At 65.8% G+C, this 12,495-nt stretch carries 13 protein-coding genes; 5 read left to right on the top strand and 8 right to left on the bottom strand.

All coding sequences use genetic code 11. The features are described 5' to 3' along the window. Positions 1-61: 61 nt before the first annotated feature. From XH79_RS19345 to XH79_RS19335, 3 genes are all read right to left on the bottom strand, one after another. Positions 62-646, bottom strand: a complete 585-nt coding sequence (locus tag XH79_RS19345; protein ID WP_271582642.1) for a HutD/Ves family protein — start codon at positions 644-646, stop codon at positions 62-64. 100 nt (positions 647-746) lie between these two features. Beyond that, positions 747-1,955 (bottom strand): ABC transporter substrate-binding protein, encoded by a 1,209-nt coding sequence (locus XH79_RS19340; protein WP_271582641.1) that lies wholly within the window; start codon positions 1,953-1,955, stop codon positions 747-749. A 25-nt stretch (positions 1,956-1,980) separates the two neighbouring features. After that, positions 1,981-2,928 (bottom strand): alpha/beta fold hydrolase, encoded by a 948-nt coding sequence (locus XH79_RS19335; protein WP_271582640.1) that lies wholly within the window; start codon positions 2,926-2,928, stop codon positions 1,981-1,983. Between the two features lie 94 nt (positions 2,929-3,022). Between XH79_RS19335 and XH79_RS19330 the strand changes: the two genes are divergently transcribed. After that, complete coding sequence (locus XH79_RS19330; RefSeq protein WP_212346909.1) at positions 3,023-3,547, top strand: MarR family winged helix-turn-helix transcriptional regulator; 525 nt, start codon at positions 3,023-3,025, stop codon at positions 3,545-3,547. Positions 3,548-3,567: 20 nt separating this feature from the next. Here XH79_RS19330 and XH79_RS19325 read toward each other — a convergent pair whose 3' ends face one another. The 4 genes from XH79_RS19325 to XH79_RS19310 form a co-directional block, all read right to left on the bottom strand. After that, a complete protein-coding gene (locus XH79_RS19325; protein ID WP_271582639.1) occupies positions 3,568-4,722 on the bottom strand; it encodes an ABC transporter substrate-binding protein in 1,155 nt (384 codons plus the stop codon). Positions 4,723-4,750: 28 nt separating this feature from the next. Continuing rightward, entirely contained in the window at positions 4,751-5,599 is an 849-nt protein-coding gene (locus XH79_RS19320) for an amidohydrolase family protein (protein ID WP_271582638.1), read from the bottom strand. A 21-nt stretch (positions 5,600-5,620) separates the two neighbouring features. Then, positions 5,621-6,463: a shikimate dehydrogenase gene (locus XH79_RS19315; RefSeq protein ID WP_271582637.1), complete on the bottom strand. Its 843-nt coding sequence runs from the start codon at positions 6,461-6,463 to the stop codon at positions 5,621-5,623. A 231-nt stretch (positions 6,464-6,694) separates the two neighbouring features. Continuing rightward, the gene (locus tag XH79_RS19310; protein WP_271582636.1) at positions 6,695-8,782 is read right to left on the bottom strand and encodes an adenylate/guanylate cyclase domain-containing protein; all 2,088 of its coding nucleotides are present in this window, start codon (positions 8,780-8,782) and stop codon (positions 6,695-6,697) included. A 310-nt stretch (positions 8,783-9,092) separates the two neighbouring features. On the opposite strand from XH79_RS19310, the gene XH79_RS19305 reads away from it, so the two are divergent. Genes XH79_RS19305 through XH79_RS19290 form a run of 4 tightly spaced genes read left to right on the top strand, consistent with a single transcriptional unit; the run spans position 9,093 to position 11,635 of the window. After that, a complete protein-coding gene (locus XH79_RS19305; RefSeq protein WP_212346918.1) occupies positions 9,093-9,398 on the top strand; it encodes a BufA1 family periplasmic bufferin-type metallophore in 306 nt (101 codons plus the stop codon). A 50-nt stretch (positions 9,399-9,448) separates the two neighbouring features. Further along, positions 9,449-10,357 carry an MNIO family bufferin maturase gene (bufB, locus tag XH79_RS19300; protein ID WP_212346920.1) on the top strand — a complete coding sequence of 303 codons (909 nt, stop codon included), beginning with the start codon at positions 9,449-9,451 and terminating at the stop codon, positions 10,355-10,357. Further along, positions 10,347-11,129 (top strand): HvfC/BufC N-terminal domain-containing protein, encoded by a 783-nt coding sequence (locus tag XH79_RS19295; protein ID WP_271582635.1) that lies wholly within the window; start codon positions 10,347-10,349, stop codon positions 11,127-11,129. The genes bufB and XH79_RS19295 overlap by 11 nt, the downstream gene beginning before the upstream one ends. Beyond that, positions 11,126-11,635: a DoxX family protein gene (locus XH79_RS19290; protein ID WP_271582634.1), complete on the top strand. Its 510-nt coding sequence runs from the start codon at positions 11,126-11,128 to the stop codon at positions 11,633-11,635. Before XH79_RS19295 ends, XH79_RS19290 begins: the two co-directional genes overlap by 4 nt. A 14-nt stretch (positions 11,636-11,649) precedes the next feature. On the opposite strand, the gene XH79_RS19285 is transcribed toward XH79_RS19290, so the two are convergent. Then, positions 11,650-12,495: an SDR family NAD(P)-dependent oxidoreductase gene (locus XH79_RS19285; protein ID WP_271582633.1), complete on the bottom strand. Its 846-nt coding sequence runs from the start codon at positions 12,493-12,495 to the stop codon at positions 11,650-11,652.

Genomic DNA, 12,495 nt, shown 5'->3' with positions numbered 1-12,495 from the left:
GCGGGGTCGCGCCAACCTAGCCAGTTGCACGGATCGTGCGCATCGGAAAGGCCGCTGCGGTCTAGCCGACGAGCCGGATCGATCCCAGCACCGCCAGCCCCGCGACCAGTGCCACCCTGGCCGCCCCGGCCAGCTCGACCTTCAGCGTGCTACCGTCGGGAATGACAAGATCCTCACTATTGAGACGAATGCTGCAATCGCCGGAAACCGCGTAGATGAGATGCGTGCCGGCGGACAATACCCGCCCGCCCGGTTCCCGCAGCGCGACGAGCTCGATCTCCGCAGCTCCGCGCCGCGCCATCAGGTTCACGACCTCGACGGGACCGTCCTCGAGCGCGGTGACGATCTCGAGCTCGCCCGTGAAGCGCACCGTCGTAAAAGGTTCACGCTCGTCGAATTCCCGCTCCGGCGATTTCAGCACCAGCCCGCGCCCCTTGACGACCATCTGCAGGCGGTCGATGCCGGGCATGTAGGAGAACGGACCAGGCGCCACGATCGGCGTGGAGGCGAAGCGCCAGAGCAGGCTGTTCCAGTCCTTCACCGGGCTGTCTGCACGATGGGCACCCGCGATATCGGTGAAGATGCCGCCGCCGTTCTTCCAGGGCGAGCGGGTGTAGTCTTCGGATCTGAGCAGCGTGGTTTTCATGTGTTGGGGTCGTCCGGGATCGCAAGAGGGCGAGATATCACACCCGCATCATGCCCGTGGCGAGCTCGCTTTGCCACTCCGTTCGACGGCCGTCCCCGATTCAGCGGCTGGAGGCCTTGACCAGCGGACATTTGCTCTCCGCGAGCGGCCAGACCGTCTCTTCTGGCGGAATCTTGCGTACGATCTCGAAATAGTCCCAGGGGTATTTCGAGTCCGACGGCTTCTTGACGCGGACCAGATACATGGTGCGCGTCACCCGGCCATCCTCGCGAATGCGCGCATCCTCCGAGAAGACGTCCTCGACGGGGAGCGCCTTCATGGCTGCTGCGACCTTGTCGGCGTCGTCGGTGCCGGCGCTGGCGACGGCCTTCAGATAATGGCGCACAGCGCCATAGACGCCGGCATGCAGCATCGACGGCATCATCCCGGTTTTCGCAAAGAACGTCTTCGACCAGGCGCGCGTCGCCTCGTTCATGTCCCAGTAGGACGCCGTGGTCAGGTAAGTGCCCTGCGCGCCCTTGAGACCGAGGGCATGCACGTCCTGAAGGAACAGGATCAGCGCGGCGAGACTCTGGCCACCTTGAGTCAAGCCGAATTCGCCGGCCTGCCGCATCGCGTTGACAGTGTCGTTGCCTGCATTGGCGAGGCCGATCACCTTGGCGCCGGAGGACTGCGCGCTCAGCAGGAATGAAGAGAAGTCCGGCGTGTTGAGCGGATGGCGGGCCACACCCAGCACCTTGCCGCCCGAGGCGGTGATCACGCTGGTCGCGTCCTGCTGAAGCTGATGACCGAAAGCATAGTCGGAGGCCAGAATGAACCAGCTGCTGCCGCCGGCCTTGACCACGGCAGACGCGGTGCCGTGGGAGACGGCATAGGTGTCGTAGGTCCAGTGGAAGCCATAGGGCGAGCATTGCTCATTGGTAAGCGCGGTCGTGCCGGGACCGGAATAGAGGACGATCCGCTTCTTTTCCCGGGCCAGGCCCTGGACCGCGAGCGCAACGCCCGAATTCGGCACATCGACGATCGCATCGACATCCTCGACGTCGAACCAGCGGCGGGCGATCGCCGAGCCGACATCGGCCTTGTGCTGGTGGTCGGCGGAAATGATCTGGATCGGCTTGCCCAGAACCTTGCCGCCGATTTCATCGGCCGCCATTTCTGCAGCGACCAGCGAGCCCTTGCCGGTGATGTCCGCGGTGACGCCGGCCATGTCGGTGAGCACACCGAGCTTGACGACGTCGCCACTGACTTGCGCCTGTGCGGCGACGGGAAGCGCAAACAGCAGCAGAGCGCGCGCAATCCAATTCATCTGTCGTCCCCCTCGATGCGATATCTCAGCATTTGACGGCGTCGAGCCAGGCCAGGATCATGGCGGCCAGATCGTCGCTGTTGTCCTCGATCATCATCATGTGACCGTTGCCCTCGATGCCGCGATCCGGAAGCCAGACAAATTCTGCGCCGAGATAGCCGGCCGTCGCCGCATCAACCTCGCGCGGATGGCGCGGATCGCGGTCCCCGGTCACGATCATAATCGGCGTTGATCGCAGGCGCATGGGATCGCCGATCCTGAGCCCGCGGCCGGCGATGTTGAAGCGCTCGTTCAGGATGCGCGCGCTCTCCGGCGCGAATGAGCGACAGTAGTTTTCGAACGCGCCCTGCGGAAAGCGCGGCGTATTGGCCCAATAGGCCGCAGCAAACTCCGCCGTCAGCCGCACCGGCATGGTTTCATCCGAATAGACCGGGTGACCGGCGCTGGCATCGTCACGCAAGGCGAGGATCGATGCGGGATCGTCGGGCAGATCGCGCAGCAGATTGGCCGGCGGCCCCGGCGCGATGCCGATCACGGCGCGGACGAGATCGGGACGCCGCTCCGCCATCCACCATGCCATCGGTCCGCTCGCCGAATGTACCAGCAGCACGGCAGGGCCGATCTGCTCGACCAGCGCCAGCAGCGAGGTGGCGACGTCGGCGGTGCCCAGCCGTGGAAAATCCGCCGGTTGCGGCGAGCGGCCGTGGCCGGGCCAGTCCGGCACCAACACATCCCGGCCAGCCGCGGCGAACCGCACCGCCCAACCCGGCCGTCCATCCGGCGTCGCCAGATAGCACGTCCCGGTGTGACCGGCGCCGTGAACCATGACGACGGGCGCCCTGCCCGTGGCCGCGCGCGGCGATGCCACATGATCGACATAGACCGGATGCGCCGGCGTTCCCGCATAGAAACACCGAACCTCGCGCTCGCACGACGGGTCTTTAGCGCTCCGCCTGGCCGGCGTCGCCTCCATCCGTTCCTCCACAACTATCGACGACGGCCGTTCTTGCGGACCGCGCGGCGATGTTAAAATCATGCCGGATCGAAAAGCAACCAGAAAGTCTCATATGAGACCATCTCGAAAATCATCGAACGGCACGACCAAGGGCCTCCAGGCGGAGCGGGAGCCGCTCGCGGCGGTGATCGGGGGGACCGAGCTCCAGATCGCGTACCGGATGGGTTACGTGCTGAACTTCTACCGCGAGCCGTCGTTCCGGCGGATCGAGATGGAGCTCGGTCTGACGCGACCGGAGATCGTCACCCTGATCTTCCTGAACTTCCGCGAAGGCGTGACGGCTAGCGAGATCTGCGAATTCTCCGGCCATCTCAAGGCCAATATCAGTCGCGGCATCATCGCGCTGGAGAAGAAGAAGCTGATACGGCGCGCCGCCGACAAGACCGACAGCCGCCGTCAGCAATTGTTCATGACGGCAGCCGGCCGCGCGCTCTATGCGCGATACATCCCTGCCCTGCGCGAGCGGGAGCGCGCCATGCTCGCGTGCCTCACGCGGGCCGAGCGCAACGAATTCGAGCGCCTGCTCGACAAGCTCGCCGCGCACGTGCCGCAATGGGCCGCGCTCGACGAGCTCTGAGTCTGGCGCGGGCGGGGCCGCTACTCGCCCTTGCCGCCCTTCAGCTTTGGCAGCGTCTCGACGATCTTCTGCTTGCCGTCGATGATCTCGGCAAGGAAGCTGGCGCGGTCGATGTCGCCGTTCTGATCCCAGCTGGCTTCCATCAGCATGCCAGGGGCCTTGTCGGGCGTCAGGGTCAGGCCTTTCATCGCCGCGCCAAAGGCCTTGCTGTCGAACTTGCCGATCTTCTCGGTGACGTATTTGACGAGATAGACGGCGGTATAGCCCTTGATGCCGTTGTGATCGGGCCGGTACTTGTAGCGCCCGCTGAACTTCTTCGTGAAGTCCTCGATCGCCGGCACCGGCGCGTCGGCGGACAGGCCGACATGGCCGCGCACGCCGTTGGCGGCGGGACCGGCGAGCTCGACCACCTTCTGGCTGAGCAGCGTGGTCTCGCCGAACAGCGGCGTTGCCACGCCCTGCCGCTTCGCTTCGATGAGGAAGCGGGCACTCTCCTCCTCGTTGGTGTAGACGAAGATCGCATCGGCCTTGGCGCCCTTGAGCTTGATGACGTCGGAGCCGAAATCGACCTGGCCCTGCTCGGTCGAGATATCGGCCGCGATCTCGATATTGCGCGCCTTCATCTCCTTGACGAAATTGTCGCGGCCGCCCTTGCCGAAATCATTGTTGACCCAGACCACCGCGACCGCCTTCACCTTGAGCTTGTCGTGCAGGTAGTTGGCGATCTTCGGCATCGAGAATTGCTGGCCGAAGGCGGTGCGGAAGACCCAGGGATTGCCTTGCGTGGTGATGTCGGCGGCCTCGGCGCCGACGATCTGCGGGATCTCCGCGGCCTGCGTCAGTGCCATGTTCACCTTGACCGAACCCGAATAGATCGGCCCGAGCACGACATAGGGGTCCTTGTCGAGGACCTTCTGCACCTGGGCGCGCGAGATGCCGGGGTTGCTCTGGGTGTCCAGGTGCTCGGTCTGGATCTTGCGACCCAGAATGCCGCCGGCATTGTTGATCTCGTCGACAGCGAGCGCAACGCCGTCGCGCCAATTGGTGCCGGAGACGGCGCCGGGCCCGGACAGCTCGATGACGTCGGGGATGTACACGGTGCTTTGCGCGCAAGCCGCGCTTGCCCACAGCGATGCCGCAATCGCGATTCCAATCGGCCCTGCAAAGTGCCTCATGACGTCCTCCCTCCCATTTGCTCTGTTGTTATCTCGTTTGATCCGTCCCTCCGTCGAAGCCGAGCAGCCTTGCCGGCGTTCGCCACAACAGGCGATGCTGATCGCCCGGATCCGGAAACAATTGTGTCAGCACTGCGAGCAGCGGCCCGTAGTCGAGCCGTTCGGCTGCGCGCAGGAACGGATAGTCCGAGCCCCAGACACAGCGGTCGAGGGTGAAGGCCTCGACCAGCGCGGCGATGAACGGCCAGGTGTCCTCATACGGATGGGACAGCTCGGAGAACTTGTAATAGCCGGATAGCTTGATGTGCGCGTCGCGTTCGCGGCCGATTGCGAGCAGCGCCTGGAACGCCTTGCCTTGCAGGCCCTGCGCGACCGAGGGCCGGCCGCAATGGTCGAACACCAGGCGCACATCGGATTTTTCGATCAGCGGCAGTAGGTCGAGCAACTGGTCCTGCTCGACCTGGATCTGCAGGAAAAGTTCGAGGCTCTTCAGCTTCTCCAGCAGCGGCGCGGCCTTAAGATAATAGGCGGCGCCATGGAACGGCACGTTGAAGGCGACGCCGATCACGCCGGCGGCTTTCAGCCGCTCGAGCTCCCTGATGTCGACATCATTCTCGACGACGGCGACGCCCCGAAAGCGGCCGCCGCCCTGCTTCAACGTGTCGAGCAGGATACGGCTGTCGCTGCCATAGCCGGTGTTGGTGGCGACGACGAGCGCGTGCCTGACATCGAAGGCATCGAACACGCGCAGCAACTGGGCCGCGGGCGCGATCTCCTGCCCGCTTGGCCGGTATGGCGTGTCGTCAGCGTAGGGAAAGCGGACGGGATCGATGGCGTGGATATGGCAATCGATCCTGGGAGACACCGGCAGCGTCATGGCGCAAAGCTCCCCGGCGGTTCAGAACGTCGCCTCGATGGCCTTGATCAGCTCGGGCGTGACGTCAGGCATGACACCGAACCAGGCTTTGAAGGCGAGCCGGGCCTGGTTCAGCAGCAGGCCGAGCCCGTTGACGGTGACGCAGCCGCGTGCGCGGGCTTCTGCGAGGAACGGCGTCTCGAGCGGCGTGTAGATCAGATCGGCGGTGAGCGTTTCCGGCCGCAGGCGCGACAGGTCGATCTCCAGCGCAGCCTTGCCGACCATGCCGCGATCGGTGCAATTGACGAGCAGGGCGACGTCGCCAAGCGCCGCGCCGCGGTCCTCCCACGCAACCGTGCTGACCGCGGAGCCGAATTCCCTGGCGATCGCCTGGGCCTTCTCGGCCGTGCGGTTGGTGATGCGGATCTCGCGTGCGCCGTTCTCGAGCAATGCGACCACCACCGCCCGCGAGGCGCCGCCGGCGCCGAGCAGCAGGATCGGCCCGGCATCGCCACGCCAATCAGCCCTGGCGTCGCGCAGGCTCTGCACAAAGCCGTTGCCGTCATTGTTGAAGCCGGAGAGCGTGCCGTCCTGTTCGACGACGATGGTGTTGACGGCGCCGATGCGCTTGGCGGTTTCATTGACGCGGTCGAGCAGCGGCATCGCCGTCTGCTTGTGCGGCATTGTGACGTTACAGCCGCGGAAGCCGAGCGCGACGAGTCCGCGGAGCGCATCCTCAAGCCGCTCCGGCTTGACCGCGAGCGGCACATAGCTGCCGCGGATGCCGTGCGCCTTCAGCCAATAATTATGAATGACCGGCGAGCGCGAATGCGCCACGGGCATGCCGATGACACCCGCCAAACCAAAACCATCCGCCTGCGACATGCTGCGCTTCCCGTTCCCCTGAGGCCGCCGGCGCATGTCGCGCGGGGCAGCTGTTCCTCCATGGCCGCGGCTTTCGGCCGCCCGACCATGCTATTTGGTCATTTGTCCAATTCTATTAGGAGGAATGGTCAGCTCGCGCAATCTGAATCTCGCGGGGCGCGCGGCATGCCGGGGACCGGTGCCGGAATCGACCAATATCGATCCCGGCGCGACAATGCCGGCATCAGCGCGTCATTTCGACGTCAGTGCCGCTATCGGACGCCAAGCGTCATCAGGCGCGGCCGCGATGAATTGCCGGCATCGGTCACGCATCAGCGCGGCGGGACGGTCGTGGGCGCGTTGCTCCAGCACGGCCTCGAAATCGGCGAGCGCGACGGCAAACCGGCGCGCCCGATAGTTGGCGAGGCCGCGCTCGTAATCCGCGATCCAGTCGGCTTCGGTCACACCTTCACCCACGATTCCGATCAGTTCGTGAACGGAGAGCCCCTCCTCCCGCCCGTAAACCGCGATGCTCTCGATCTCACGCGTGACGATGGCGCCGCGCGCCAGGCGTTCGGTCGCCTCGCCGATCAGGATGCGCGTTCCATAGGATTTGTTGGCGCCTTCGAGCCGGCTGGCGACGTTCACGGCATCGCCGATCACGGTGTAATTCAGTCGCAGCTCCGAGCCGATATTGCCGACCAGCATGCGGCCCGAATTGATGCCGATGCGGATCTGAAGCGGCTGGTCGAGATCGTCGACAAGGCCGGACTCGTCCATCGCCCTGCGGCAGGCCAGCGCCGCGCGACAGCAGCGCAGGGCATGATCTCCTTGCGGCTGCGGCGCGCCCCAGAATGCCATCACGGCATCGCCGATGAATTTGTCGATGGTGCCGGCATTGGCGACGATGATTTCCGAAGTGAGGTCGAGATAGCGCGACAGCAGCGGCACCACGCGATCGCCCATTCGCTCGGACAGGCCGGTGAAGCCGGCGATATCGATGAACATCACACTGAGCTCCTGGATGCTGCCGCCGGGCCTTGCCTCGACGCCCTGACGCAGCAGGGCACGGACGAGATCGGCGGGGATGAACTTGCGGAAAGCGGAAAGGCCGGCGGCCATCTCGGCGATGGCACCCGACAGGCTCGCAATTTCATTGAGCCGCGACGGATGCCGGCGGACCTGCTCCAGCGCGAACGCTTCGACATGGCGAAGCTCGCCGACGACGCGCGACAGCGGCGCCGCAATGACGGAACGCGCCAGCACCGCCGAAGCCAGCGCCGCGAGCACGGCGCCGACGGCAAGGCCGAGGATCAGACGGCGAAGCGTCGTCTCGACGGGTCCAAGAAATTCGGCCTCCGGGATCACGGTTGCGAGCGACCAGCCGGGAAACGGCAGCGGCGTCAGCGCGACCTCGTAGGCCGCGCCACGTGATGTCAGCCGGCTCCGCCGGGCCTCCTTGCGGCCGGCTTCGCCCGCCTTTTCGAGCGCTGCGCGCGCCAGCGGCAGCAGCGTGATGTCGCCGCGCGCAGGGTGCAGCTCGTCGGCCTCCTTGTCCGGGGCTGCGACGAGCTCACCGCTATCATCGACGATGAAGGCGGTTCCCGTACGCCCGACCTCGAGCTGCGACAGGAAGCGCGCGAGCCTCGTATATTCGATCACGACAGCCAGAACGCCTTGCCGCTCCTGGTAGACGTCGATCGGTCCCGCAAAGGCAATCGACGGCCGCTCGCCGGTCGGATGGTCCATCACCCTGAACCATTGCGGATCGTCCGCGGTGAGCCCGGCCTTGAACCAGGCCTGATCGGCCACACGGAACTCGGACGGCTCGAAACGGCGGCTCGCGAATTCGATATCGCCGGGCACAACGTCATATTCATCGACGCGGCGCTGACCCGGATGATCGGTCAGCGAGATCTCCATCATTTCCAGCCGGCGATCGCCGAGCTTGTGCGCAGCAAAGAACGAGCCGTCGGGCCAGCCGAAGGCGACCCAGGAGATTGTCGCCTGCGACTGCAACTGCGACAGGAAAACGAACTCGCGCTTGTCGGCCTCGCGGGTGTCGAGCACGTTCTGGAGGAACAGCGTGCGGATCGCGGTATGCGCGGCGCGCGCCTCGTCGACGATGGCCGAGACCTCCTTGCGCACCGCCGCCACGATCTGCTCGTTGATGGTGGAAGCGAGCTGGCGGCTAGTTGCCTCCGCGGTGCGCCACCACAGCAGGCTGGAAAGCGCGGCCGTGAGCAGGATCGCGGCCAGGACCAGGGCGGACACTGCGAGGCGAATGCTGACCGTCAGCTTTGCAACCGCCTGAAGCCTCCGTCCGGGATCAACATTCATCGCCGTTTTCGCCTTCGCGGATCCGCCCACCCTCTGACATCGCTCTACGGCGCCGACCGCCCTTCGTTACGTCTGGCAGGTGCGGGCCATCCGCACCAATGCCCCGCGGCTAACGTCTCGATAGAGCCAAGGCATTGGATTTACGCCGGCGCTTGCCCGTTAATCCCGGCCCAAGCGCACCAACCGGGCGCCCCGACCAATCGGTCTCACGGACTCGTGAGCATCCCGGCAGTAACGCCGGCTGCGCGCGAAACGAAGAAGACCATGCGCCTTCGCCTGCCAGGCGATGCATCTGAAAAGGAGAACTTCGATGTCTGCCAAACACGTCGTCACCACGCTTGCTCTCGCCGGCGCCATGTCGACCGCGCTCGCGACCCTCGCCGCCGCCGGTCCGCTGACCAAGGCCGAGGCCGATGCCGCCATCGCCGCCAAGAAGGAAAAGTGCTTCGGCGTCGCGCTGAAGGGCCAGAATGATTGCGCCGCCGGACCGGGCACGACCTGCCAGGGCACCTCGACCGTCGACTTCCAGGGCAACGCCTGGAAATTCGTCCAGGGCGGCACCTGCACCAGCATCGAGCTGCCCGGCGGCAAGAAGGGCTCGCTGAAGCCGGTCTGACGCGGCCCGGCCAATCCATCACGCCAACACGAAGGAAGCGGAGACGCACCATGATCACGGCCACCAAGCCCGCCACCGTGCCGCTCCGCTTTTCACTTCCGCTCGGCGGCGTCGCCGGAACCAGCTTCAAGCCCGAGCACCTTCCGGCGATTCTCGAAGCCGGCCCGCAAGCCGGCTTCTTCGAGGTGCATGCCGAGAACTACATGGGCGCGGGCGGAGCGCCGCATCGCGCGCTGGAAGCCATCCGCCGCGACCATCCGCTGTCCCTGCACGGCGTCTGCATGTCGATCGGCGGGCCGCAGCCGCTCGACAAGACCCATCTGGCGCGCTTTCGCAGCCTCGTCGCGCGCTATCAGCCGGCGCTGGTCTCCGAGCATCTGGCCTGGTCGACGCATGAAACCAGCTTCTTCAACGACCTCCTGCCGCTGCCCTATACCGAGGCGACATTAGCCAGCGTCTGCGATCACATCGACGAGGTGCAGGAAGCGATCCACCGTCCGCTGCTGCTGGAGAACCCGTCGACTTACGTCACCTTCCGCCAGTCCACGATGAGCGAGACCGATTTCATTCGCGCCATCACCGCGCGCACCGGCTGCGGCCTGCTGCTCGACATCAACAACGTGTTCGTGTCCGCGACCAATCACGGATACTCAGCGCTCGACTATCTCGCCGATTTTCCGCTTGCTCGCGTCGGGGAGATTCATCTCGCCGGCCACGCGGAGCAGACCGACGATGACGGCAACCTCCTCCTCATCGACAGCCATGACGGCCCGGTCGCGGATGCCGTGTGGAAGCTGTACGAGATCATCATCGCGCGGCGCGGCCCCGTGCCGACGCTGATCGAATGGGACAGCAAGATCCCGGAATGGCCGATCCTGCGCGCCGAGGCCGCCGCGGCGCAGGCGATCCTCGATCGCTGCCAGACGGCCGCAGAGACGGAGGATCGCCGTGCGGCCTGAAGCTGACCTCGGATTTGCCGCGGCCTTCGCGCCGCCGCTGCTCGACCCCGCGCGTGACGAGCCGACGACCGTGGTCGGCCGAAACGGCAAGCCGGCAGGCCGACGCTATGACGTCTACCGCAACAACGTCACGGTCAGCCTGATCGATGCGCTGGCTGCGATCTATCCGGCGGTGCAGCGCATCACCGGCACGGATTTCTTCCGCGCCATGGCGCGCTTCCACGTCCGCAATAGCCCGCCGACCTCGCCGCTGCTGTTCGACTATGGCCGCGACTTCCCGGACTTCGTCGCGAATTACGCCCATGCGCAGGATATGCCCTGGCTGGCCGATGTCGCGCGCATCGAGCGCGCCTGGCTCGATGCCTATCACGCCGCCGACGCATCACCGCTGTCGCCTGCGCTTCTGTCCGCCATCGCGCCGGAACGGCTTGGCGATCTCGTCTTCACGCCGCATCCGGCCACACGGATCGTACGCTCACATTATGCGGCCGTGACGATCTTTGCCGCCAACCGCGACAGCGCGCCTGTGGTGCGCATCGATGCGTCGACGCCGGAAGACGCCCTGATCACCCGGCCCGAATGCGACGTCGCGGTGCGCCACCTTCCGCCCGGCGGCGCCGTCTTTGCCGCCAGCCTGATGTCCGGCGAGCCGCTCGGCGCGGCCGCAATGGCGGCATTCGACGCATCAGCCGACTTCGACATCGCCGCGAACGTCGCCGGCCTGATCGAAGCCGGCGCGCTCATCTCATTTGCCTTTGGAGATCCAGCATGATTACGGACCAGCGCATGCCCGCAAGCGGCAGCCTTCCACCCCTCGGGCTGCTCATCGACAAGGCCAATCAACTGGTGCAGACGCTTGCCGCCCCGTCGCTGGTCCAACTCGTGCTGCGCGTCGCGCTCGCCGTGCCGTTCTGGCGCTCGGGCATGCTCAAATGGGCCGGCTTCCTCCGGCTCAACGACACCGCCGTGGCGCTGTTCAGCGATGAGTTCATGCTGCACCTGCCGGGCGGACCATATCATTTTCCGGCACCAACGGTGATGGCCTTCCTGTCCGGCTCGGGCGAGATCCTGTTCCCGATCCTGCTGGTGCTCGGACTGGGCACGCGGTTTGCAGCGCTCGGATTGTTGTTCATGACGGTGATCGTCGAGCTCACGGTACCCGACGGCTGGCCGATCCATCTCACCTGGGCGGCCATGGCGCTCGGCATCATGGCTTACGGGCCGGGGAACCTCTCGGTCGACCATCTCATCTGTCGCGCACGATCGCACGGGCGATGAACGCGCAACAGGGCCTACATCCCGCTCAAACCGCTATCCACCGCGAGCGTCTGCGCGGTGACGTAGACGCTCTCGTCCGACAGGAAGAACAGCACGGCATAGGCGATCTCCCAGGCCGTCGCCTGGCGGCCGAACGGGATGTGGCCCTTGCCGCGGTTGGGGCGGCCGGCGCCGGCTTCGCGGCCGTTGGGGGTGTCGACGAGGCCGGGATAGACGAGGTTGGCGCGGATGCCGCGGCGCGATCCGAGATGGGCGATGTTGCGCATCAGGCCGCCGAGCGCGGCTTTCGAGGAATCATACACCGCCATCTGCGATCCCGCCTTCAGCGCGGCGATCGAGGAGATGAAGACGATGGCGCCGCCATTGTCGAACTTCGGCATCGCGGCGCGGCAGCACAGCATGGGGCCGCGGACGTTGACGTCGTAGATCTTGTTCCATTCGTCCGGGCTGACGGCGTCGAGCCCGGTCTTGCCGAAGGTGCCGATGTTCAGCACCATGCCGTCGAGGCCGCCCATGGCGCGATGCGCTTCCTCGATCATGCTGATAACGTCGGCTTCGCGCGTGACATCGGCCGCAATCGCATGACCGTCGCCGGCTTCGTCGGTGATGTGCTTGACGGTCTGTTCGGCGGAGCTGCGATTGAGATCGGCGACCGCGACCTTCGCGCCCTCGCGTGCGCATAGAATGCTCATGGCGCGGCCGTTGCCGATCGGGTCGGTTGCGGCGTCGAACACGCGCTGGCCGCCGCCGACGATCAGGATGCGGCGGCCCTTCAGGCGCCCCCTGCCCGGCGCCTCGCCAAGCGACGCTGCGCTGGGCGGACGGACGTAGCGCTCCGGCTTGGTCTCGGCTTCAGTCAT

It is taken from the genome of Bradyrhizobium sp. CCBAU 45389, from assembly GCF_028128625.1.
GTDB classification, from domain to species: domain Bacteria; phylum Pseudomonadota; class Alphaproteobacteria; order Rhizobiales; family Xanthobacteraceae; genus Bradyrhizobium; species Bradyrhizobium liaoningense_B.
The sequence above is the reverse complement of the archived record's forward strand: the minus strand, read 5'-3'. Positions and strand labels throughout refer to the sequence as shown.